This is a genomic window from Acinetobacter sp. 148, from assembly GCF_031196675.1.
Classification (GTDB): domain Bacteria; phylum Pseudomonadota; class Gammaproteobacteria; order Pseudomonadales; family Moraxellaceae; genus Acinetobacter; species Acinetobacter baumannii.
The window spans coordinates 21,346-45,531 of the sequence record NZ_JAVIMT010000065.1 but is presented as its reverse complement, the minus strand read 5'-3'; the positions used below and the strand labels follow the sequence as shown (position 1 = coordinate 45,531).

The 24,186-nt window shown below is 40.5% G+C and carries 25 protein-coding genes; 10 read left to right on the top strand and 15 right to left on the bottom strand.

What is annotated here, in order from left to right; genetic code table 11:
- Positions 1–6: 6 nt before the first annotated feature.
- The 3 genes from gpmI to lptF all read right to left on the bottom strand — a co-directional run bounded on the left by gpmI (position 7) and on the right by lptF (position 3,850).
- A complete protein-coding gene (gpmI, locus tag RFX69_RS11530) occupies positions 7–1,554 on the bottom strand; it encodes a 2,3-bisphosphoglycerate-independent phosphoglycerate mutase (RefSeq protein ID WP_289332655.1) in 1,548 nt (515 codons plus the stop codon).
- A gap of 125 nt (positions 1,555–1,679) precedes the next feature.
- Positions 1,680–2,750 carry an LPS export ABC transporter permease LptG gene (gene lptG / locus RFX69_RS11525; protein ID WP_000881094.1) on the bottom strand — a complete coding sequence of 357 codons (1,071 nt, stop codon included), beginning with the start codon at positions 2,748–2,750 and terminating at the stop codon, positions 1,680–1,682.
- The gene (gene lptF, locus RFX69_RS11520) at positions 2,750–3,850 is read right to left on the bottom strand and encodes an LPS export ABC transporter permease LptF (RefSeq protein ID WP_289332654.1); all 1,101 of its coding nucleotides are present in this window, start codon (positions 3,848–3,850) and stop codon (positions 2,750–2,752) included. The genes lptG and lptF overlap by 1 nt, the downstream gene beginning before the upstream one ends.
- Before the next feature lie 143 nt (positions 3,851–3,993).
- On the opposite strand from lptF, the gene RFX69_RS11515 reads away from it, so the two are divergent.
- From RFX69_RS11515 to RFX69_RS11500, 4 genes are all read left to right on the top strand, one after another.
- On the top strand, positions 3,994–5,442 hold the full coding sequence (locus tag RFX69_RS11515) for a leucyl aminopeptidase (protein WP_289332653.1): 1,449 nt from the start codon (positions 3,994–3,996) through the stop codon (positions 5,440–5,442).
- Entirely contained in the window at positions 5,435–5,842 is a 408-nt protein-coding gene (locus RFX69_RS11510) for a DNA polymerase III subunit chi (RefSeq protein ID WP_001151592.1), read from the top strand. The genes RFX69_RS11515 and RFX69_RS11510 overlap by 8 nt, the downstream gene beginning before the upstream one ends.
- Before the next feature lie 38 nt (positions 5,843–5,880).
- Positions 5,881–6,519: a hypothetical protein gene (locus tag RFX69_RS11505; RefSeq protein WP_001988710.1), complete on the top strand. Its 639-nt coding sequence runs from the start codon at positions 5,881–5,883 to the stop codon at positions 6,517–6,519.
- A 130-nt stretch (positions 6,520–6,649) separates the two neighbouring features.
- Positions 6,650–6,868, top strand: a complete 219-nt coding sequence (locus tag RFX69_RS11500; RefSeq protein ID WP_000354154.1) for a hypothetical protein — start codon at positions 6,650–6,652, stop codon at positions 6,866–6,868.
- Positions 6,869–6,928: 60 nt separating this feature from the next.
- Here RFX69_RS11500 and RFX69_RS11495 read toward each other — a convergent pair whose 3' ends face one another.
- The 6 genes from RFX69_RS11495 to glnK form a co-directional block, all read right to left on the bottom strand.
- Positions 6,929–7,588, bottom strand: a complete 660-nt coding sequence (locus RFX69_RS11495; RefSeq protein WP_000493866.1) for a riboflavin synthase — start codon at positions 7,586–7,588, stop codon at positions 6,929–6,931.
- Positions 7,589–7,630: 42 nt separating this feature from the next.
- A complete protein-coding gene (locus tag RFX69_RS11490; RefSeq protein WP_001083669.1) occupies positions 7,631–8,923 on the bottom strand; it encodes a DNA adenine methylase in 1,293 nt (430 codons plus the stop codon).
- Positions 8,920–10,005, bottom strand: a complete 1,086-nt coding sequence (ribD, locus tag RFX69_RS11485; protein WP_016685789.1) for a bifunctional diaminohydroxyphosphoribosylaminopyrimidine deaminase/5-amino-6-(5-phosphoribosylamino)uracil reductase RibD — start codon at positions 10,003–10,005, stop codon at positions 8,920–8,922. The genes RFX69_RS11490 and ribD overlap by 4 nt, the downstream gene beginning before the upstream one ends.
- A gap of 15 nt (positions 10,006–10,020) precedes the next feature.
- On the bottom strand, positions 10,021–10,479 hold the full coding sequence (nrdR, locus tag RFX69_RS11480; RefSeq protein WP_000543541.1) for a transcriptional regulator NrdR: 459 nt from the start codon (positions 10,477–10,479) through the stop codon (positions 10,021–10,023).
- Between the two features lie 158 nt (positions 10,480–10,637).
- Positions 10,638–12,035, bottom strand: a complete 1,398-nt coding sequence (locus RFX69_RS11475) for an ammonium transporter (protein WP_000738520.1) — start codon at positions 12,033–12,035, stop codon at positions 10,638–10,640.
- Positions 12,036–12,092: 57 nt separating this feature from the next.
- Positions 12,093–12,431, bottom strand: a complete 339-nt coding sequence (gene glnK / locus RFX69_RS11470; protein ID WP_000780326.1) for a P-II family nitrogen regulator — start codon at positions 12,429–12,431, stop codon at positions 12,093–12,095.
- Between the two features lie 279 nt (positions 12,432–12,710).
- On the opposite strand from glnK, the gene RFX69_RS11465 reads away from it, so the two are divergent.
- Both RFX69_RS11465 and RFX69_RS11460 read left to right on the top strand, forming a co-directional pair.
- Entirely contained in the window at positions 12,711–12,938 is a 228-nt protein-coding gene (locus RFX69_RS11465; protein WP_004842764.1) for an accessory factor UbiK family protein, read from the top strand.
- 65 nt (positions 12,939–13,003) lie between these two features.
- On the top strand, positions 13,004–14,491 hold the full coding sequence (locus RFX69_RS11460; protein WP_000010455.1) for a YifB family Mg chelatase-like AAA ATPase: 1,488 nt from the start codon (positions 13,004–13,006) through the stop codon (positions 14,489–14,491).
- A gap of 14 nt (positions 14,492–14,505) precedes the next feature.
- Here RFX69_RS11460 and RFX69_RS11455 read toward each other — a convergent pair whose 3' ends face one another.
- Positions 14,506–15,939, bottom strand: coding sequence for a PLP-dependent aminotransferase family protein (locus tag RFX69_RS11455; RefSeq protein WP_289332652.1), 1,434 nt, complete (start codon positions 15,937–15,939; stop codon positions 14,506–14,508).
- A gap of 111 nt (positions 15,940–16,050) precedes the next feature.
- Between RFX69_RS11455 and RFX69_RS11450 the strand changes: the two genes are divergently transcribed.
- Together RFX69_RS11450 and RFX69_RS11445 are read left to right on the top strand one after the other, a co-directional pair.
- Entirely contained in the window at positions 16,051–16,827 is a 777-nt protein-coding gene (locus tag RFX69_RS11450) for an aldolase (protein WP_000845023.1), read from the top strand.
- Between the two features lie 15 nt (positions 16,828–16,842).
- A complete protein-coding gene (locus RFX69_RS11445; protein WP_289332651.1) occupies positions 16,843–17,721 on the top strand; it encodes a dihydrodipicolinate synthase family protein in 879 nt (292 codons plus the stop codon).
- 42 nt (positions 17,722–17,763) lie between these two features.
- Here RFX69_RS11445 and RFX69_RS11440 read toward each other — a convergent pair whose 3' ends face one another.
- Positions 17,764–18,576: a TorF family putative porin gene (locus RFX69_RS11440; RefSeq protein ID WP_289332650.1), complete on the bottom strand. Its 813-nt coding sequence runs from the start codon at positions 18,574–18,576 to the stop codon at positions 17,764–17,766.
- A 56-nt stretch (positions 18,577–18,632) separates the two neighbouring features.
- Positions 18,633–18,803, bottom strand: coding sequence for a hypothetical protein (locus tag RFX69_RS11435; RefSeq protein WP_000492276.1), 171 nt, complete (start codon positions 18,801–18,803; stop codon positions 18,633–18,635).
- A 697-nt stretch (positions 18,804–19,500) separates the two neighbouring features.
- On the opposite strand from RFX69_RS11435, the gene RFX69_RS11430 reads away from it, so the two are divergent.
- Complete coding sequence (locus RFX69_RS11430) at positions 19,501–20,796, top strand: OprD family outer membrane porin (RefSeq protein WP_000910003.1); 1,296 nt, start codon at positions 19,501–19,503, stop codon at positions 20,794–20,796.
- A gap of 106 nt (positions 20,797–20,902) precedes the next feature.
- On the opposite strand, the gene ppa is transcribed toward RFX69_RS11430, so the two are convergent.
- Positions 20,903–21,430 (bottom strand): inorganic diphosphatase, encoded by a 528-nt coding sequence (gene ppa / locus RFX69_RS11425; protein ID WP_000122443.1) that lies wholly within the window; start codon positions 21,428–21,430, stop codon positions 20,903–20,905.
- Between the two features lie 127 nt (positions 21,431–21,557).
- A complete protein-coding gene (locus RFX69_RS11420) occupies positions 21,558–21,956 on the bottom strand; it encodes an MAPEG family protein (RefSeq protein WP_000546045.1) in 399 nt (132 codons plus the stop codon).
- A 106-nt stretch (positions 21,957–22,062) separates the two neighbouring features.
- Between RFX69_RS11420 and RFX69_RS11415 the strand changes: the two genes are divergently transcribed.
- Positions 22,063–22,446, top strand: a complete 384-nt coding sequence (locus RFX69_RS11415; protein ID WP_001187001.1) for a hypothetical protein — start codon at positions 22,063–22,065, stop codon at positions 22,444–22,446.
- Between the two features lie 38 nt (positions 22,447–22,484).
- Here the strand turns inward: RFX69_RS11415 and RFX69_RS11410 are convergent, their stop codons facing one another.
- A complete protein-coding gene (locus RFX69_RS11410) occupies positions 22,485–24,164 on the bottom strand; it encodes a long-chain-fatty-acid--CoA ligase (protein WP_000411991.1) in 1,680 nt (559 codons plus the stop codon).
- Positions 24,165–24,186 lie beyond the last annotated feature (22 nt).

The following is a 24,186-nucleotide window of genomic DNA, read 5'->3' as shown; positions in this document are numbered from 1 at the left end:
TATCGCTTAAGCAGACAATGTAATGAGATTACGGCCTTGCATTTCAGCAGGCACAGGAATCTGCATTAAGTTCAGAATGGTCGGTGCAACATCAGCAAGCACGCCACCTTCTGCAATCGTTGCTTGGGTTGGCCCCACATAAATAAAAGGCACAAGCTCTGTTGTATGCTGAGTATGAACCTGACCACTTTCATAATCTTGCATTTGTTCAACATTACCGTGGTCAGCCGTAATAAGCATATGGCCTTTTTTCGCCATTACAGCTTCGTATACACGACCTAAACATGTATCAACTGCTTCAACGGCTTTAACTGCAGCATCAAATACGCCTGTATGACCGACCATATCACCATTGGCATAGTTCACAACAAGTAAGTCGTACTCACCCGAGTTAATTGCTTTGACTAGCTCATCAGTTACTTCATAAGCACTCATTTCAGGCTTTAAGTCATATGTCGCAACGTTTGGTGATGGAATTAAAATACGCTTTTCACCTGGATATTCGTCTTCACGACCACCACTAAAGAAGAAAGTCACATGGGCATATTTCTCAGTTTCAGCAATACGTAATTGCGTTTTACCTAAAGAAGATAAATATTCACCAAGCGAGTTCTTTAACTCTTCAGGCATATATGCCACAGGTGCATCAATACTTGCCTGATAACGCGTCAACATGACAAATTTAGAAAGGTTCGGTACAACTTTACGCTCAAAACCTGCAAAATCTTTTTCAACAAACGCACGCGTAATTTCACGGGCACGGTCAGCACGGAAATTCATAAATACAACGCTATCGCCATCTTGAACTTTAGCGATCTCACCAATACGGGTTGCTTTTACAAACTCATCATTTTCATTTGCAGCATATGCAAGCTCTAAGCCTTCAACCGCAGTAGTTGCAGTACGAACAGCTTCACCTTCCGTTAATAAACGGTAAGCCTGCTCAACACGATCCCAACGGTTATCACGATCCATTGCAAAATAGCGACCAATCATGGTTGCAATACGGCCCTTGCCTTCATATTGAGCGAATAAGGCGTCTAATTTTTCTAATGAAGATTGAGCACTACGTGGAGGAGTATCACGACCATCAAGGAATGCATGTAAGTAAACTTTCGCACCGCCTTTTAAGGCAAGTTCACACATCGCCACAATATGATCTTCATGTGAGTGAACACCGCCTTCAGAGAGTAGGCCCATAATATGAACTGAGCCACCCGCTGCTTTTGCTTTTTCTACGGCATCAACCAATACTTCGTGCTCAAAAAAAGCACCAGTACGAATATCTTTAGTAATACGTGTGAAGTCTTGGTATAACACTCGGCCAGCGCCAAGGTTCATGTGACCAACTTCAGAGTTACCCATTTGTCCATCAGGTAAACCAACATCTTCACCAGAACCAGAAATGAGACTATTTGGATGCTTTGCTTTCATTGCAGTTAAATTCGGGGTTTTTGCTGCAAGAAAAGCATTATCTTCAATCGCTTCACGGTGTCCAACACCATCCATAATGACCAGAACGTGAGGGATCTTGCCAGCAGTTGCATCCGTCATAATCAATTTCTCTTTTGTCTACAATTTCATCGCAATATCTTACCGAATTTTCGGTGAAGACTCTATTTTTTCCTATGGCTTTCCCCAATGCTCCTCATTGAGAAAGCCATTCATATACTTTCAATTTAACGGGCCCGATAAAGCAAATAACTTCCGGCACCAAACATTAAAATAATAGGCATGAGTACAAACCAAGCTGGTGAAGGCGCGTATACCAAACTTGCGTAGCCCAAGAAGTCTTGTAAATAATAAAAGCCTAAACCAATGAAGAGTGCGATCACCAAACGGAAACCCATCGACTGTTGACGTAGTGGACCAAAAATAAAAGAACAAGCCACTAATACAAGAGTAATGAGTGAAAATGGAGAAGCGACTTTTTGCCAAAAAGCTAATTGGTAAGTTTTCGGTACTTGGCTATATTCGTCCATATAGCGCATAAAACTAATCAGCTGACTTGGAGACAAGTCCTCAGGGTCTAAAGTCACCATGTGTACATATTTAGGCTGTAGAGCCAAACCTAAAGACTGCTGATCATGATTATTTAGTATCGAATTACCATCTGTAAGAATGTCCATCTGGCTGGCTTTTTGTAAAGTCCATTGACCATCCTGGATAAACTTTCCTTGCTCTGCATTAATTAAAGACTGTAAATGGTAGTCTTTGTTAAAGTCTACGACCTGAATATCTCTTAAATTTCCTTGTGAGTTCGCATAATCAATATAAATAAAACGTTGCCCTTCTCGTGACCAATAGCCTTTCACTTCACCTAAAGCAGCAACTGATCGATGGCTTTTAACACTTTGGGCTTTCTCATTTGTATAGGGAACAACCCACTCACTTAGAGCAAAAGACAAAACAATAAGTAGCAAAGCTGAGCGCATAACCCAACCTACAATACGCCATAAGCTAATCCCGACCGAACGCATCACGATCAGCTCACTATTGGATGCTAAAGCGCCTAACCCAATCACAGCGCCAATTAAGGCCGAGATAGGTAAAATTTCATATAGATAGCGAGGGGCACCCCATAACACATAGATAAAAGCTTGCCATGCATTATAGTCAGGTTTTAGCTCACCTAATTCACCCAGATAAGTAAACAGGATTTGCAAAACAGACAAAACAATGGTGGTACCAAACATTGCGAGCGCAGTGGTTTTCGTCACATATTTGGCGACTATTCGACGTGCTAACATTATAATTTCACTCGCTTAATCTGTTTCTTGATTTTCGGCCCTAATTTCTGCTTACGTGAAAATAAGGCAGCTGCGATTGCATAAACCAATAAAGCCACTGGATAAGCCCAAATATCCAGTTCTCCTTTACTTATACGAGTTTTAATTGCAATCATGAGTACGATCAAACTCGCGAAAATAAAGATAGATGGAATAAGACGATAATAACGACCTTGTCGTGGGCTTACTTCCGACAATGCCACAGATAGCATCAAGGCAATAATAATGGTAAACGGACCAAATAAGCGCCAGCCCAACTCACTTCTTACGACCGGATCATTTGCTTTAGAAAATAGTTTTGTTGTTGATAGTGCTTCTACATCGCCACTCTCAAACTTAACATCTTTGTCATTTTCTAAACGTAGACGATAAGACTGAAACTCTGCTTGTGTATATTTTGGTTGTCCCGGGAAGATTTCATAGCGACGACCTTGTACTAGATCAACGACATTGGCGGTGTCATTTGCAACTTCTACACGAGTCGCTTCTTTTGCCAAAATCATAACATCTGGCTTATCTTCTTTAGCAGCGCGCTGATAAAAGAAAATATCCTTCAAATTCTTTCGGTCTTCTGACAATGAACCTGCATAAATCGTATAAGGTCCAGAAGAAATAAACTCTCTTGGTCGCACCAAGTCAAACCCTGTACGCACTGCTTGGGTTGTAGTTAATTTTTCGAATTCACGAAGTCCCCATGGCGTCATCCAAAGCATAAGTACGGACTGACACACCATGTAAACCAGTGTCATTGGAATAAGTAAGCGCGCTAACTGATGACGACTTACCCCACTACCATTCAATACGGCCATTTCATGGTCAACATATAAACGACCAAACACCAACATTAAACCAATAAAAAACCCAAGTGGTAAAATGAGGGTTAGAAATTCAGGTAAACGATATCCAATGATGCTAAACAAGATACTGGCATCTAGCCGCCCCTGTGCCGCCACACCAAAGTATTTGATCAGACGACCACCCATCATGATTAAGGTCAATAATGCAATGACCACCAATGAGGTAGAGACAACTTGCTTGACGAGATAACGCCGAATAATCAAATTAATACTTCCAAAAGGCTAATCGGGACGAACGCTAGTTTACCCGAATGTTAAAAATATAAAACCGCACATTGCAACGCTATGCTTGAAAGTGTTTCAATGTTTTAATCCAACATAACTTTCTATAGGCAATCACGGCAGCCATGAAATTTACAACTTATACAACTTTTCCTGAACAAACATCTAATGAATCTTTGTGGATTTTAGTTGATTCAGAACAGCTACAAAGCAATCTCAATACATATCAAATCAATAATCTAGAAAGTATTCTTACAGCAACTCAATTTAAAGCCAACTTCAATGAAACGTTGCCATTATTTGGTCAACTTAGCACTCAGCCCCATAGCCAATTACTTGGTTTAGGAAAAGCAGCTGAACTTCAAGCAGCTAAGTTAGCAAAATTGGCGCAAACCATTATCAAGTCAGCACAAAATAAATTTAAGCATATCGCAATTGATATTGCTGCGTTACCTGTCGAATACCATTATTTATTTGCATTAAGCTTAACTCAAGCAGCTTATGGTTATGATGAGTTTAAATCGAAAAAAAATGAATTTGTGTTACAACAAGTTGATTTAATTAGCTCACAAACCAGCCTTGATGAAAATCAACTCGCTTTAGTACATGCCGTACAATCTGGTCAGTCTTATGCTCGTGACTTAGGAAACCGACCAGGTAATATCTGTTTCCCTGAATATCTGGCAGAACAGGCGTTAGCTTTAGCTGCAGAATTCCCAGACTTACTTAAAGTCACTGTCTTAAATGAGCAACAAATGGCTGATTTAGGCATGTATGCATTTCTTGCAGTCAGCAAAGGGTCTGAGCGTCCGGGCCGTATTGTGACTCTTGAATACCAAGCACAGCTTGAACAAGCTCCTGTCGTACTTGTCGGTAAAGGCGTAACTTTTGATACAGGCGGTATTTCTTTAAAACCAGGGCTTGGCATGGATGAAATGAAGTTTGATATGTGTGGTGCAGCTTCTGTACTCGGCACAATCCGTGCTTTATGTGAGGCACGTCTTCCAATCCATGTTGTGGGTGCGATTGCAGCTGCGGAAAATATGCCTTCAGGTAAAGCAACTCGCCCAGGCGACATTGTAACAACCATGAGTGGGCAGACCGTTGAAATTTTAAACACTGACGCTGAAGGCCGTTTGGTCCTTTGCGACACCTTAACGTATATCAAACGTTTCAATCCGGCAGTTGTGATTGATATCGCAACATTAACTGGTGCTTGCGTAGTTGCGTTAGGTAAAGTACTGAGTGGTTTATTCTCTCCGGACGATACTTTGGCAGCTGAACTCCAACAAGCTGGTGAGCAGTCATTTGACCGTGTATGGCGCATGCCAGTGATTGATGATTATCAAGAACTATTGGACTCTCCTTTTGCAGACATCGCTAACATTGGTGGACCACATGGCGGCGCAATTACAGCAGCCTGCTTCCTTGGGCGTTTTACTCGTGACTATCGCTGGGCTCATTTGGATGTTGCCGGAACAGCATGGTTATCAGGCTCAGCAAAAGGCGCAACTGGTCGTCCAGTACCGCTACTTATGCAATTCTTGGCTAACCGTGTAAGTACGAATGGCTAAAGTTAGCTTTTATCTGTTTGAGACCAGTGAAGAACGGCAAGTCGATAGTGCTTGCCGTTTATGTCGAAAAATTTTACTGAAGCATTCACAAATCTGGTGGTATTGCCCAGATGTGCAGTTACAACAAACACTTGATGAAAAATTGTGGAGCTTTGATCCGACCAGCTTTATTGCCCATGGCGTTGATCAGGTAGATGCAGCAGTATGTATTTCGGCTAAACAACCTTCTGAACAAGGTTGGCTGGTATTTAATTTTAACAATCATGCACTTGAACAAGTGAATCATTTTAGCCACATTATAGAAATTGTTGAAAATAATGAAGCAGCCAAGCAAATTGGCCGAGAAAAATTTAAAATGTATCGTCGTTTAGGTATAGAACCTCGAACCTTTAAATTATAACGCGCTAAAATGTAAATACTGTTGAGCAAAGGAGAACTGTGGTGGCATTAAATGTCGGGCAAGATTTTAAAAAAAGATGGTTAAATGCGCCTGAAGCTGTCCGTCATGCTTATCAACAGGATTTGGCTCGTATTTGTGATTTATTAGAGCCTCAGACCCCTATTCAACTGTGGGTTTTAAATGACGAAAAAGCGCAATTAGAATCACAACAAAATATTGAAAAGGCATATGCTGACTTAAAGGCAGAGTTAATCGAGCAAGCGCGAATTCGTCGCCAACTTGCTTTAGAAAAAGCTCTTGCAGATAAGCGCGCAAAGGAAGCAGCTTATGCTGCTGAATTACAAGCTGATGAAGTTCGTAAATTTAGTGAACAAACGGAAGCTTTGCAGGCTTTACGCAGTCATTTAGAACAAGAAGTTGCTGAACATACTGCACGTTATCAGAAAAACCCTGAAACGCCAGCGATTGATTATTCTTCTGGTGCAAAACTTAGCATTACTGACGATCAGATCTTATCTGAGCTTGAAAGTGTACGCGTTCGCCTAGAACTTGAAGCTGAAAGCTTAATTGAACAGGCAGTAACAGTTTTCCGCGCCAAACTGCATGCTGCGGCTCAAGAAGAAATTGAATATATTTTAAAGAATTCTAACTTTTCTGATGAAAAAATAGAAAAGTAAAGTTTTAATATTCTTCCTGTCATAAAAATGACATTTAATTGTCACAAAATGGTCATGCATAATATTCTTATGGTTCAAGCAATTATAAGAATAAGTCATGATTATTTATGAAAATTAATGAGGGTAAGAAATGGACATTCCGCATCAGATTTCAACGCAAATTGAGCAACTTAATCAAGGCGAGCAATGGACCTTCTCAGCACAAGAACTTTATATGAGTCATAACGACTTTAATTCGCTTTCAATCTTACTCACACGAGCATCGGAAAAAGGCGAATTTTCAATTACTCGCACTCAGCATAATAAACCTTGGGTCGGCACACACTCAGTTACTCTCACCAAGCATTAATTTTTAAAATAAAAAAAACCGGAACGTATGTCCGGTTTTTCATTTTGGCAATTTAAAAGTTTATTTTAAAAAACCATTTTCAGCTAAGAAAGCCATACTAATATTTGATTCGGTTTTCTGTTCAGCAGCTTTATCACCTAGTAATAAGCGTTCGATATAACGTGCTAAAACATCAACTTCAAGGTTGACCTTGCTACCCACTTGCCACGTTCCAATATTAGTACGCTCTGCTGTGTGTGGGATTAGGTTTAAACTTAAAATATTACCGCGTAAATGATTAATCGTTAAGCTAATACCATCTACAGTTACTGAACCCTTCTCTGCCAGATATTTAGCAAGTTCTACAGGCGCAGTCACTTCAAAATAAATTGAGCGAGCATCTTCACGTACTAGGGTAATTTCACCTACACCATCAACGTGACCACTTACAATGTGCCCACCAAAGCGTGTGGTCGGTAACATTGCCTTTTCCACATTGACACGTTGACCAACTTTCCAGTTACCCAAAGTCGTACGGTTTAAACTTTCACGAGATACATCAGCCGCATACCAGTTATCACCCCACTCAATCACAGTGAGGCAAATCCCGTTAGTTGCAATTGAGTCACCCAAATGTACGTCAGACATATCCAAATCGGTTTGAATACGTAAACGCACATCCCCACCTACACTTTGCAGGCTTTCTACTTTACCTAAACTTTCAATAATGCCTGTAAACATGGCTCAATCTCCAAATCTTTTACACTGCTTAAATTGCAGCGCTTACCAAAGTGCGAGCTGTGTACTATTGCCTGATGTATCTACACCACCTAGCTCGGCAAAGTGGTAAAGCTGGCCTAACAATTGACGTAACGGTGGCCCTGGTTTGGCATGAGTATCGGTAATTACAATAAACTCAAGCACACGTGCACGCTCTGACTGACGTTGTTTACTTACGCGATAACGTGGAACATCTTGAGTAAGTAAAGTCACTTTTCCACGTTCCAGATTGGCCATCAGTAAATCTTTCGGCTCAATGTTACCATCGGTCGAATAACTGGTCAGAATATAACGTGCGTTGATAGTTGAAAGTAATTTTTCATACGCATCTTTTGCATGTTTAGAAGAGTTGTATGGGCTTGGACGTTCTTTACGCCATGCACGGTCAATACCACTCTTATAGCCTTTCGTATCTGGCGGTGGTAAATCGACTTGATCCCATAACGTCAACGCATTTAAAACGTGATAGTTACTACTGTAAGCATGCTGATTATAAGGTGGGTCAAGATAGGCTACATCTACTTCAAAACCGCTCATCTGATTTGCTAGATGCTGAGCATCTACACACCACATTTCAGCAGCGGGGCGTTTACGGTCGCCAATCTCACAGAAACGGCTAGGAGTTAACCAAAGTAGTGATTCGATACGCTCTAATGCTGTTTGTGTACGTCCGCCCCACCCTTGGTGGAAGCTTTTAAATACACCACTGGTATTACTCACAAAACTTGCTGAATAGAGTAATGGCGCAAGCAAAGCACTCATTTCTACATCATTAATTGCACCCTGCGCTTGCCATGTTGCAATTTGCTGGCGAATCGCATCGATACGCATACCATTGCGACGTTTAAAGAATAAACGATCACGAGATGGATCATAGACATCATCATTACGAGGGCAAAGGTTATGTGTTACCCAGCCTTTAACCTCGGGTAAGCGGTTTAAATAATCAATCGCTTTCTGATAGCCACCCAACTCTTTAAAAGCAGGTGCATCGACACACGCTAAAATTGCATGATTTAAAGCATGACTATAAGGTTCCCAGTCATTTGCAATCACACGGTAACCATTTTGACGTGCTAAACGAGAAACCACTCCACTGCCTGCAAAAAAGTCAGCAAAAATCGGGGGGTTCTTTTTCTTGCTATTCAGCGTCCCTGTGATTTCCAGAGCTTCTAAAATCAAGTGGAGCAATCGGCGCTTGTTGCCCAAATACGGGACAAGCTGATGGAAAAGATATTCGTCTGTCGTGCGGGCTGCATGACGACGTTTGTGGTATACCGAAGGCTCTGAATTCATACTTTCTCTTGCGTAGGGATTAACCTTAAGCGTATATCTTGATCAAGTTGTGTTACATCAAGAAGTTTAAAACGAAGTTGCTGTGCCATATATTCAAAATCTGCATTGAACATGGCTCTAGCACTTTGCCCCAATAAAGTTGGAGCCACATAACTGATCATTTCATCAATCAAGCCTTCTTGCAAAAAGGCACTTGATAATGTCGCGCCAGCCTCGATCAGCACATCATAAATTTGGTATTGCTTAGATAAGGTCTGTAATAACGTTTTTAAAGGCTGAATTTCTAATTGTATCACGCCTAAGTCAGCGAGTTCCTGACGATATGGCCCCATCACCATGACAGTTTCAGGATTTTCTAATATTTTAGCGGTGAGCGGTAAACGTCCTCTCCGATCTAGAATTACTCGTTTTGGCTGAGCAACCGTTTCGATATCAATATTATGAAGTGAACGTACATTAAGTTGGCAGTCATCGGCAATTACAGTTTCAATACCTGTAATCACAGCGCCTGAAATCGCACGCCAATGTTGTACGTCTTGACGGGCCGCAGAACCTGTAATCCACTTCGACTCACCAGATGCCATCGCAGTACGTCCATCAAGACTAGAAGCAACTTTTAATCGTACATATGGCATGCCGGTAGACATCGCTTTTAAAAAGCCTTGATTAAGTTGAGCTGCCAAATCTTCACAAATACCGATTTCTACTTCAATACCGGCATTTTCCAAAATCTGAACACCCTTCCCCGCAACAAGCGGGTTTGGGTCGGGACATGCCACTACCACTTTTTTAACTTGCGCCTTAACCAGCGCCTCAGCACACGGAGGGGTTCGTCCATAATGAGCACACGGCTCAAGCGTCACATAAGCAGTTGCGCCTTGTGCCTGTTCGCCTGCCTGACGTAATGCAAAAACTTCCGCATGGGGCTGACCAGCTTTAGGGTGAAAACCTTCACCAATCACCTGATCATCTTTGACAATCACACAACCCACATTCGGATTAGGTTTTGTCGAATAGAGTCCTCGTTTGGCAAGTTCAATGGCTTGCTGCATCCAGTATTGATCTTGTTTTAACTCAGACATAAAAATCTCAAATGATTAGTGTTCACGTTGTTGCATTTGCTCAATTTGGCGGCGAAACGCTTCAACATCCTGAAAGTCTTGATAAACCGAAGCAAAACGAACATAGGCAACGTGGTCAAGTGCAAATAAAGATTGCATGACAATCTCACCAATCGTTCTGGATTTCACATCACGCTCACCCAAACGGCGAATTTGCAACTGAATATCGCTTAGAACCGTCTCGATCTGCTCTTGTGTCACTGGACGTTTTTGTAAGGCATGCATAAGCGAACGACGTAGCTTCGCCTCATCGAACGGTTCATTTTTTCCATTCGATTTGATCACACGGGGCATCACCACTTCATAGCTTTCAAAAGTGGTAAAACGTTCACCGCAACTTACACACTCACGACGTCGACGAATCTGACAGCCTTCTGCGGCTAGACGCGAATCGATGACTTTACTATCTGCGGCGTTGCAAAATGGACAATGCATAGCGGACTTAATAGGGTCAATTACTTTGACCTAGTGTAGCAAAATTTCTACACTTACAGAACCAACATTCTATGAGACAAAAAAACAGTCCTGTCCGAGATCAAAGCATCGCTTTGATCACAGCACAAGACTGTTTTTGATATAAGAATTATTAGTGATTATTCAATACGTTCGCCATGTTGGCTTAAATCCAGACCCATACGTTCATCATCGGAATTAACACGAAGTCCAATGATAAGGTCAATCACTTTAAGAATAATGAAAGTTGCGATACCACTGTAAACCATTGTCGCAAGCACACCTTCGACTTGTACCCACAACTGACCAGCGAATGTTGGTGCTAATGCTACGTTGGCTGCCTTAATGATTTCATCACTATAAAATACGCCAGTTAAAATCGCACCGACAATACCACCTACAGCGTGTAAGCCAAATGCATCCAAAGCATCATCGGCTTTAAGTAAACGTTTAAGTGCCGTAATACCCCAGAAGCAGACTACGCCACCAATAAGGCCCATTACTAAAGCTCCGCCTACACCAACAAAACCAGCTGCAGGTGTAATCACAACTAAACCAGCAACAGCTCCAGACGCACCGCCCAATACAGAAGCTTTACCACGGATCATACGTTCTACTACCAACCAAGAGAACGCAGCAGCAGCGGCAGCAACTTGAGTCACTAAAATTGCCATACTTGCACGGGCACCAGCACCTAAAGCACTACCACCGTTAAAGCCGAACCAACCCACCCAAAGTAAACTTGCACCGATTACAGTTAAAGTTAAGTTATGTGGCGCCATAGATTCACGGCCAAGACCAATACGTTTACCAAGCATATAAGCAGCAACTAGGCCTGCAACACCGGAGTTAATATGTACAACCGTACCGCCAGCGAAATCTAATGCACCTGCTTTAAATAACCAGCCATCTGCCGCCCACACCCAGTGAGTAATTGGCGCATAAACCACAAGTACCCAAATTGCAATGAATGCCATGAAAGCTGAATATTTCATACGGTCAGCAATCGAGCCACTCAAAATTGCGACAGTAATGATGGCGAAAGTCATTTGGAAAATAACAAAGAGGCTTTCAGGAATTGTTCCACTTAGTGCATCAAAAGCGACACCATTGAGCATTGCTTTAGACAAATCACCAAAGTATGCACCTGTGCCAGAGAACGCGATTGAATAACCTGCAATCACCCAGAGCAAACTTACTAAAATTGCAGCAGAAAGGCTAAACATCATAGTGCTTAAGACATTTTTCTTACGGACCATACCACCGTAAAATAACGCCAAGCCTGGAATTGTCATCAACAGAACCAAAGCTGTTGAAATTAAAATCCAAGATGTATCACCGGTATCGAGTTTTGCAGTCGGTGTCGGAGCGGCCGGAGTTTCCTCAGCTGCTGGTGCCGCTGCAATTGTTGCAGGAGCTTCAGACGTTGATGTTGCTGTAACCTCAGATGTTGGTGTTGTTACAGTCTCTTCTGCCCAAGCGGCAGTACCACCCAAAAGTGCGCCGGTTAAACTCAGCGCCATAAGCATTTTTTTCATTCGTGTCCCCCAACCTCATTTGCGAGCTATTTATTGCTCAGCAAGCTTTGTGCCAATTTAGACAGCATCTGGTCCTGTTTCACCTGTACGGATACGGATGACTTGTTCCAGATTAGTCACAAAAATCTTACCGTCGCCGATTTTTCCAGTGCTTGCCACACGTGTAATTGACTCAATTACCGCGTCGACCATTTCATCACTAATCGCAATTTCGATTTTTACTTTAGGTAAGAAATCAACCACATACTCAGCGCCGCGGTAAAGTTCTGTATGTCCTTTTTGACGACCAAAACCTTTAACTTCAGTTACGGTAATCCCTTGTACACCAATGTCAGAGAGTGCTTCACGCACATCATCCAATTTAAACGGTTTTACAATTGCAGTTACAAGCTTCATGTTTGTTTCCTTCGGCTTCTTTTCACCAGTAAGGTTTTATGTTCAATTTTCATGCCAATATTTCAAAGGTTGGAGGATATGAATCTTTTGCATGAGCTTTCTTTATAACCTATTTAGTTATCAAGATGTAGATGAGCAACTAAAAATAAAATGAATTTTCAGTCCTGTTTTTATTTCAATTTATCGTTATGACATGGCTAAAAGCCAAGAAGCCTATATCCTAGATTCAAGCAGTGTTAAACTGGCGAGCATAAGGTAATACAACAGTTTGGATATCTCATGCTAGAAACTCTATTACAGGCCATCTTGGAACAAATTAACGAGCCTAAAAAAGATTTAGAAAAAAACTTACGTGCATTATTAAATGAAACTGTCGAGAAATTAGATCTTGTCTCTAAACAAGAAATCGAAAGACAAAAAACAGCCCTTCATTTAGCCAATCAACGTTTAGAAGCGCTACAAAAACAAGTCAGTCTATTAGAAGAAGCTTTAAAGAATAAAAAATAAGCACCAACGTAGCGCACTTATACTTTACAACGATTAAAAATGAAGCACCATAATGGAACAATAAGATGTCTTTTTCTAAAATTTATACTCGGGGACTTTTAGGATTACATGCTCCTCTCATTGAGGTTGAGGTGCATGTGAGTCAAGGATTACCCTCTCTAACTATTGTAGGCTTAGCGGAAGCAGCGGTTAGGGAAAGTAAGGATAGGGTTCGCTCAGCTATTATTAACAGTGGATTTCAATTTCCAACTAAGCGGCTGACCATTAACCTTGCTCCTGCAGATTTGCCCAAAGATGGTTCACGGCTAGATTTACCAATTGCTTTAGGCATCTTAATTGCCTCTGGTCAACTTCCGGAAAACTGCACAGAAGACTTTGAATTTATTGGAGAGTTGGCTCTAGACGGTCATGTAAGACCTGTGTCAGGCGCCTTAACTTTAGCAATGGCATGCCAGCAAGCTCAGCATAAAATCGTTTTACCAGTCGATAATAGCCAAGATATTAGCCATTTACCTAATCTTGAGTGTTATCCGGTTAATCATTTAAAAGAGGTGTGCGAGCACTTTTTAGGCACACAAAAGCTAGCTCACGCACAGCCAAGTGCCCATTCAAATGAAATGCCCTATAAATTTGATCTTGCAGATGTTAAAGGTCAGCTACGCCCACGGCGTGCACTAGAAATTGCTGCCGCTGGGGGACATTCCCTGCTCTTTAAAGGACCACCAGGCACAGGTAAAACTTTATTGGCCTCACGCCTGCCTTCCATTTTACCGCCACTTTCTACTCAAGAAACTCTTGAAGTTGCAAGTATTTATTCTATTTCAAATACACCACATACTTTTGGGCAGCGTCCATTTCGCGCGCCCCACCATACAGCATCAGCAATTGCACTGGTTGGGGGCGGTTCACACCCTAAACCAGGTGAAATTACTTTATCTCATTTAGGTGTTCTATTTTTAGATGAACTTCCCGAGTTTGACAGAAAGGTTCTAGAAGTCTTACGCCAACCGCTTGAGTCAAAAGAAATCATTATTTCACGTGCGGCTCGGCAAATTACTTATCCTGCGAACTTTCAGCTCATTGCAGCAATGAATCCTTGTCCATGTGGGTATGCATTTAATCAAGATAGCCGTTGTCAGTGTTCTCCAGAAAGCATTAAGCGCTATCAAAACCGTATATCGGGACCGTTACTCGATCGTATCGATTTACATATTGATGTACCGCCATTAAAAGCTCAAGAACTGCAAGACCCAACACCTGCAGAAGATTCTACCACTGTACGACAACGTGTGATTTATGCTTATGAACAACAAATGCAAAGACAGGATTGTTTGAATCAGGCGCTCTCACCAAAACAACTGGAACAACATGCCGTTCTCGATAGTACTTCACAGCGAATGATTGAAATGGCTCAGCAACGTTTAAATTTATCTGCTCGTGCTTATCATCGTGTTTTACGGGTTGCTCGTACTATTGCCGATTTGGCCCAAAGTGAGGTCATTCAAAGTCCTCATCTTACAGAAGCACTCTCTTATCGAGGTAATCACTCTTAAAATAAAACAGCGGATTATAAGTCCGCTGTTCTTTTATTAAGAGCTTCATTTAAGGTCTCAATTAGAGAGGTGATTTCTTTCTCTGATAAAGCTGCAAAACCAAAGCGGATACTACAATTAGGATATTCTTTCTGTTTAAACTTCTGCTCTGTATCAATGTTGAGTTCTTTTAGCTTTATGAGCTGATTTTGAGTAAATGATTTCTGAAATTTTACCCACAAAGCCATTCCACCCGCGGGCGGTTGTATCTGAATACTCTCAGCAAAAACTCTTTGAAACTCAGCTAACGCATGGTCTCGACGTAACTGATAAATCTTTTTCATTTTACGGATGTGTCGCTTGATTTCCCCTCGTTGCATTAAATCGGCTAAAGCGAGTTCCGTAATATTATTGCCCTGCCGATCAATCAATAAAATATCTTCAGTAATGGTTTGAATGATAGTTGGAGCTGCCACGATGTAACCTAACCGAATACCGGGTGCAAAAACTTTAGACAATGAACCTACATGAATAACCAACTCAGAATGAGGCAAACTTGCTAAGGGTGGCATAGGCCGGCTGTCATAGTGGAATTCGTGGTCATAGTCATCTTCAATAATGTAAAACCCCCATTTTTTTGAAAGTTCTAAGAGTTGAAGACGGCGGCTCATTGTCATGGTAACGGTTGTAGGGTACTGATGATGTGGGGTTGTATAAATTGCTGCAACCGAGTGTTCTTTTAAAATCCGTTCGAGATCTTCAATAACAATACCTTGATCATCTAATTTGACAGAAACCACTTGAAAGCCATTTGACTGGAATGCTTTAAAAGCAGATGGGTAATATAATTCCTCAACGACGATGACACCCTGCCGATTGGGTAATGCTCGAGAGGCAAGAAAAATTCCCATCTGGCTACCACGTACAATACAAATCTCATCTTCGGCAACATTCATGAAACGTTCCATCGATAACATTTGTTTTAAAGCCTGCCTTAGTTCAGCCATACCGCGTGGGTCACCATATCCCATATACTGGTTTTGAGTAATTTTAATGAGTGCGTGCCGATAGGCCCTCGAAAACAATTCATAGGGAATAAGCCTCGGATCTGGCACACCATCGTTATGGGGCCGCTGAGCAACTTGTTGAATTATTGGTTTATTACTAACTTTTCGATCAGCTCTTGGCTCTATATGAGGCTTTTTTTCCGGTAAAACATCTGCCACAAATGTGCCTTTTCGAGGCCGAGTCACAAGCCAACCTTGTGCCTCCAATTCTTCATAAACTGCTTGTACCGTTTTTCGATTAATTCCCAATTCTTTTGACAGGCTGCGAGACCCCGGCAGCATAGTGCCCTGTACTAAACGGCCACTCAAAATTTCCTGACTAATCAAGTTAGTTAGTTTTAGAAAAACCGTTTTTTCTTCTCTTTCATCAATGCGGAAATGTATTTGCCAAGGTCTTAGCATATTCGCCCCATCTGGACCATATAACTTATAAAAACTGGATGTATTGATCCATCCAGTTGTTTTTTATTCTGCCTTCACCTACTTAATTTGGTCAACTGGACTGGAGAAGAGATGAAGACTGCTTCTGTAAACAAACACGACTTGATGCAACACGCACAGCAAGACATGCAAAAGTGGATTAGCGACTTAGATTTAACAGACCGTCAAAAGCTTGCACTGAGTTGCCGTATTTTATTTGATCATGGGCATGACGCTGGTTTAGCGGGTCAAATTACATGCCGTAGTGAAAATAAAGAAACCTTTATTACTCAACGTTTCGGTTTAGGTTTTGATGAAATTACTGCTTCAAACTTGCTTGAGGTGAATCAGGACTTAGAACCCATCAATCAAGAAGGCATGGCAAACCCAGCCAACCGTTTCCACACATGGATTTATAAAGAACACCCAGAGGTGAACTGTATTATCCATACGCATCCTACCTATGTAGCGGCCCTGTCGATGCTACAGATTCCACTTATGATTTCCCAAATGGACGTCTGCGCACTTTACGAAGATTGCTCATTTGTAGGCCATTGGCCGGGTGTTCCTGTAGGCAACGAAGAAGGTATTTTGATTTCTTCTGCTCTGGGTAAAAACCGCGCTGTTTTGTTGTCTCACCACGGTCAACTGGTCACAGGAAAAACTATCGAAGAAGCCTGTAACTTGGCTCTTTTAATTGAACGCGCAGCTCAACTGCAACTTTTAGCCATGTCTGCTGGACAAATCCAGCCTATCCCCCACGCTTTGGCAGCAGAAGCCCATGATTGGGTGTCTACTGATAAACGCAACAAAGTGAACTTTGCTTACTACGCACGTAAAGCTTTGAAAAAACATTCTGACTGTATTTAAAAAGAGACCTCGACCATGAAATTAAACGGCATTATTGGCTACCCTGTTACTCCCTTTTCTGATGACAATAACATCAATCTTCCTGTTCTAAAACAAATGCTGGATTTGCTTATTGAAAATGGCTGCGACGCGATTGCACCTTTAGGCAGTACAGGTGAAAGCGCTTATCTTGAATGGGATGAATGGTGCTTAGTCGCGAAAACTTCAATTGAAAGCATTAATAAGCGCGTACCTGTCATTATTGGGATTTCAGAACTCACGACTAATCAAGCCATCAAAAAAGCCCAAGTCGCGCAAAGCTATGGTGCAGATGCACTTATGGTGATCCCTGTATCTTATTGGAAGCTAACAGACCAAGAGATTTTTGAATATTATCAAGCAATTGCCCAAGAAACTACTCTACCTATTATGGTGTATAACAACCCTGCAACCAGTGGTGTTGATATGTCTCCTGAATTAATCGTGCGCATGTTTAATAACATTGCAAATATTATGATGGTAAAAGAAAGCAGCGGCGATATTCAGCGCATGCATAAAATTTATGAGCTATCAAAAGGTGAACTTCCGTTTTATAACGGCTGTAACCCTCTAGCTTTAGAAGCTTTATGCGCAGGAGCAAGCGGTTGGTGTACAGCAGCACCCAATCTGTTAGGTCAAGGACCTCAACAGCTCATTGAACATGTAAAAAATGGTGAACTGGAACAGGCCCAGAAGTCATTTTATCAGCAACTTCCTCTACTACGCTTTATTGTAAATGGTGGTCTGCCTAAAACGATTAAAGCTGGTTTACAACTAAAAGGTGTCGCTGCGGGTGCACCACGCAAGCCGTTGACCAAAGCCACGGATATTGAGCTTAACCAGTTAAAACAACTACTTTCTGAAATAGAAAACTAATAAAAAAGCGGGTTTATTGACCCGCTTTTTTAAAACCACAACTTAGAATGTTTTAGTTAAACTAAACACTAAACCTGTGTCATAAGGTTTTTTCTGAGCATCAGTCATGCCAGAAGTACTAATATCTGTACCGACAACATCTAGCTCAGCAACAATACCCAAGATGTTATAGTTTACGCCGACTTTATAATCAATATAGCTATCATCTTCACCTGGTCCACCTGCAACTACCAGTAAAGAATCTTTGTTTTTAAGCTTGTTATAACCAACTGAAGCAAGTCCAGTAAATCCGGTGTCTGCAATTGGTGCCGAATAACCCACGTTAAAATACCAGAACTCGTCAGAGTGGCCCCAGTAATCGTTAGAATAATTCACGCCGACACTAAGGGCATCACCTTTAAATAAAGAATCTGCAAACGTTAATTTTCCGTAAAACTCGGTAAAGTCAAAACCAGTGTCACCATTGTATGGATTAGTGAATTTTGAATCAGAGCCAATATAACCATAACGGATCACACCAACATCATAAGTCGATGCAAGTGTGTCTGACAGTTTTAAGGTGTTGGTATAACCTAACGAGATATCAGTTTCAGTTGAAACACCAGGTGTATTAAAGTCTACGCTTGACCCCCAAAGCGCAACATAAGCACCTGACTTATGAGAGAAAGTGAAGCCACCTTGAATAGCTGGATTATTTGAAGACTGCGTAATACCACGGAAGCGATAATCTGTAGTAGCAGCCACACTACCAGTTGCGGTGATTCCGTAAAAAGATGGAGCATCTTCAGCCATAACCATGGTTGAACCTGCCGTGAGTACGCCGAATGTTACTGCTTTAAGTGCAAACTTCATCATTTTGATCTCCCCCACAATGAACGCACGATTTATATGACTTAAACAAATTTTGTTACTTAAGCTTTAGCAATTGCTGTGCCAAGTTCATATTTGGTATCGCTACACTTCATTAATTTAGAGACTAAAAAACTTATACAACGCGAAAAATAAAAATCTTCTAAATAATTATTTTTATATATAACAATAAAGTATGAACATTTTGTTTGCGTAAAATATAAAGAAAACATGAGAAAACACCTTATCGGAAATAAACAAGCCGAGACCGGTAGTATTGAATGGTAGGGCGTAAAGTCTCTATTTCATTTCTATATAAAGAGATAAAAACTCCATAAATTTATTAGTACAGAGCCTCTTTATTTAACCCTTATTTTTATTTATGAACCATTTTGGGCTTTTTCCGCACGAAAATATAAATGAAAAATAAATTGCACAAATTTCATGCAAATTATCGCACTAAATTTGATCGATAGAGTCTAAGGGTTTTCTGGCGTTGCTTTCTTCTCTGTTTTAAACAATTTTTTGATACAAAAATGTTATAAAGTATCAATATAGAGTGAGATTACTAAAAATTGCTCAAGAAAATTGCTTAAGAAGAGATTAAAAAGTAAACATATCAAACAAAAAAGAGTAAAAATTGAACACAAAAATCAAGTATTTTTAAAATTTTCACATAAGAAAAAATGGTAAAATTCAACTAAAAAATAAATTACTTTTTTCATTTTAAACAATAAATTAACTATAAAAATTTAAAAATAAATTCAGTTAAAATCCCCTACCACATTAATCAAATCCTGCATAGCATATATAAAATAAAATGAACAAAAATATATCTTTTTTATAGATTACTTATACAATTGATGGAAATCCTAGGCCCTGAACAATAACAAGGCACAGGATTTATCGTTTTTATGAGGTTCTTTAAATATGCTAAAAGCACAAAAACTTACATTAGCAGTTCTCATTTCTGCGGCAATAATTTCCTCAGCTCAGGCAAGCGAGCAAAGTGAGGCAAAAGGATTTGTTGAAGATGCGAACGGTTCTATTCTCTTCCGTACAGGTTACATCAGCCGTGACAAAAAAAATGGCGTAGATGACACCAGTTCATTTGCTCAAACAGCAATCGTAAATATTGAATCTGGCTTTACCCCTGGTATTGTCGGTTTCGGTGTGGGTGTTGTTGGTGACGGTTCATTTAAAATCGGCGCAAATAAAAACGCTGGCAATAACATGATTCCACGTGAAACATTAAACGGTAAAGAAAACTCTGGTGATGCTTATGATCACTGGGCTCGTGGTGGCGGTAGCGTAAAAGCACGTTTCTCGAATACGACTGTACGTTACGGTACTCAAGTACTCGACTTACCAGTTCTTGCAAGTAATACAGCACGTTTAGTGCCTGAATATTTCACGGGTACTTTATTAACCAGCCATGAAATTAAAGATTTAGAAGTGATTGCGGGTAAATTCACTAAAGATCAATATTCTGACCAAGTGAACACCGATGGCCGTCATCTTGACCGTGCAATTGTGTGGGGTGCTAAATACAAGTTTGATGATAATTTAAATGCATCTTACTATGGTTTAGATAGTAAAGATAAACTTAAACGTCATTACCTCAATGTAAACTATAAACAACCATTGGCGAATGACAGCTCATTAACTTACGATTTCAGTGGTTATCACACTAAGTTTGATGAAGGTGCTTCTACTTATTCACAAACTACTGATGACCTATCTAACCGTAAAAACAATATTTGGGCAATTTCTACAGCCTATAATACTGGTCCACATAACATCATGGTGGCTTACCAACAAAACAGTGGTAATGTCGGTTATGACTATGGTGAAAATGCTGACGGCGGTCAAAGTATTTATCTGCCAAATTCTTATTTGTCTGATTTCATCGGTAATGATGAAAAATCAGCACAAATCCAATATAGCCTCGATTTTGGTAAGTTAGGCGTATTACCTGGCTTAAACTGGACAACTGCATTTGTATACGGTTGGGACATCAAAGTTAAAGGTTTAACTGATGATGCTGAAGAACGCGAATTCTTTAACCAAGTGAAATACACAGTTCAAAGTGGTTTCGCTAAAGATGCAAGCCTTCGTATTCGTAACTCATACTACCGTGCAAGCAATGCTTATCAAACGAATGCCTACATCGGTGATACCAATGAATGGCGTATTTTCTTAGATATTCCTGTGAAATTATTCTAATTCACAAATCTATCAAGTATAAAAAACCTACCTCTGGTCACACATGTAGGTTTTTTATTAAGCCCAGAATATCAATTGCGACACTCTAGGCTCATATCATCAAATATTATTTTTTAGCAGCTTCGATTGCTTTCAATACTTCCGCTTTAGCAACATCAGCACCTTCCCAACCACTGATTTTAACCCATTTTCCAGGTTCTAAATCTTTGTAGTGGCTGAAGAAATGCTCAACTTGGCTAATCAACAATGGAGGAAGATCTGTATATTCCTGAACGTCTTTGTAAAGCGGAGATAATTTTTCGTGTGGAACAGCGATTAATTTCGCGTCGATACCACCGTCATCTTCCATGTTTAATTTACCAACTGGGCGGCAACGAATTACAGAACCGGCAGCAACAGGATGTGGAGTTACAACAAGTACGTCTAATGGGTCACCGTCTTCAGACAAAGTATTTGGTACATAACCGTAGTTTGCTGGATAGAACATTGCTGTACCCATAAAACGGTCTACAAACAATGCATCAGAATCTTTGTCAATTTCATATTTAATTGGCGCTGCATTTGCAGGAATTTCAATGATGACATAGATGTCATTTGGTGCATCTTTACCTGCTGGGATATTGCTGTAACTCATATCAATACTCTTTCGTTATGAAGTCAGATGTAAAATCCACTCGATTATAACGTGGATATCATCAAAATGATGCCGATTATACAATGCGCACACGCGAAAGTTGATATGAATGGCGACAGAATGACACTCAAGTCAACTTAATTGTTACGATCAACAAGAATATTGGGCATAACAATGATAAAAACCAGACGATAGAGCGTAAAGTAGCCCAATTACTTAAGTAACAAATGCCATAAATCACGCGTAAAATAATATAGGCCCAGCCCAATCTTAAAATAAAGTATTCAGGAACCACCATATATTCAGCCATCAAAATAGCTGTTAAAAATAAAGGTAAACTTTCAAAACTGTTTTGTTGTACTGCATTTGCCCGAGCAGCGATACCCTTTGTATTAGCAAGAAAGTCTCTTGGGTTCTGATTATCGACGGGCTGAAAACCACCGGTAAATTTTGCAATCACGGTAAATGCGTATGGCAGCAAACATGCCACTAAAATAATATAGATAATGCTGCTGATGCCGTGCATAGTGCCATCCATCACTGAAAATACTGTTGATCATGCTATCATAACTCATCGTTTTTACCTGAAATTTTATGCAACCGCATGTCATCACTGATTTATAGGGCTATGTATGCAACAACCTGATCAAAAAGAATTGTTCGAGGTCTTAGAAAAGCAAAAGAAGAACCAGCTTCAGGTAGATCGTATATTCAAAATTGTATTACCGATCGTCGCTTTTTTATTGAGTGTAATTTGTGCGAATTTTAATTGGCAATCTACACTAGGTACCTTCGTGATCTTAACAGTGACCTTTATTGCTGTGGGTGTAAAAAGACTTCCTTTGTGGCACTGGCTCATTGTGATTACCATATATTGTCTTGTAGATAATTACCTCAGTTATGGTCAACTTGATGTAACTCACTTACGTCTACAACTCGGTACCATGTTAGTTTTTGTCGGTATGGTCGGAATTGGTCGCCCTTATGTAGATCGTTGGTTTATGAAAAACCATTAAAATAAAAAAAGCGCCTTACGGCGCTTTTTTATTCATCATTACGCAGGCTTACGTAAATCTTTACGTAAAATTTTGCCTACATTTGATTTTGGTAATTCATCCATAAACTCAACATAACGAGGGCGTTTATAGCCTGTTAAGTTTTCTTTAGCAAAGTTCAAAACCTCTTCTGTGGTTAAGCTTGGATCTTTCTTCACAATAAAGAGTTTTGGCACTTCACCTGATTTTTCATCTGGAACACCAATTGCAGCAACTTCTAATACTTTTGGATGTTTAGCAATCACTTCTTCAATTTCACTTGGGTAAACGTTAAAGCCAGAAACCAAAATCATATCTTTTTTACGGTCTACAATTTTGACGTATCCACGGCTGTCCATTACACCAATATCACCGGTACGGAAGAAACCATCTGCTGTCATGACTTTAGCAGTCTCATCTGGACGATTCCAATAGCCTTTCATTACTTGAGGACCACGAATTGAGATTTCCCCTTGTTCACCCAAAGGTACTTCTTTTCCGTCATCATCTAAAATTGCAACCTCAGTTAACGGTAATGGAATACCAATGGTGCCACTAAATTCAGTAGATGCAGGTGGATTCGCAGTTGCAACTGGTGAAGTTTCTGATAAGCCATAACCTTCAATAATGGTTGTACCAGTAATTTTCTTCCAAGCTTCTGCTGTAGATGGCAGAACTGCCATACCACCGCCCATCGCCATTTTTAAGTTGCTATGGTCAAGTTGCTTGAACTCTTCATTATTCACCAAGGCATTAAATAATGTATTTACTGCAGGGAAGAAAGAAGGTTGATATTTACGTAATTCCTTAATCACAGCCGGTAAGTCACGCGGGTTCGGAATTAAGATATTTGCCTGTCCTTTGTACATACCGTACATCGCACAAACCATGAACGCAAAAATATGGTAAAGCGGTAATGCACAAACAATACGATCACCTTTAGCACCATCATTTGCACCGAATTTGCTTTGGAAAATACCATCACACTGTAAAAGGTTGGCAACCAAATTGCGGTGAGTCAGCTCAGCACCTTTTGAAACACCCGTTGTACCACCGGTATATTGAAGCACGGCAGTATCACTTAAAGTTAAAGTCGGACGTTTATAATTGCTTGGATTTTCTTTATTTAATGCACTGTTAAATTTAACATGCCCAGGAATATTCCAAGCTGGAATTTGTTTACGGACTTTACGTAAAACAAAGTTCACCAAAGTACCTTTCAGTGTACCTAGCATATCTCCGACAGAAGCAACAACTACATGCTTCACTGGAGTTTTACCCAAAATGCTTTGGTAAACACTTGCAAAGTTCTCGATAATAACGAGCACTTCTGCACCTGAGTCATTCAACTGATGCTCAAGTTCACGCGCAGTATATAGTGGGTTAACATTCACTAAAACCAAGCCTGCACGTAAGACTGCCAATGCCACTACAGGATACTGCAGCACGTTTGGCATCATTACTGCCACACGCGTACCTTTTGCTAACCCCAAATTTTGCAAATAGGTCGCGAACTTACGGCTTGCAAGCTCCAACTCGTTAAATGACATGGCTTTATCCATAAAGATAAAGGCATCACGAGAACCAAATTTTTGGAAATTACGCTCAAAAATATCAACAAGTGAGGTATTTTCTGCAGGCAATGCTACTGTTTCTGGAATCCCTGTCTTTTGGTATTCTGCAAACCAAATCTTTTCCATAATGCCATTATCTCCGATTCGT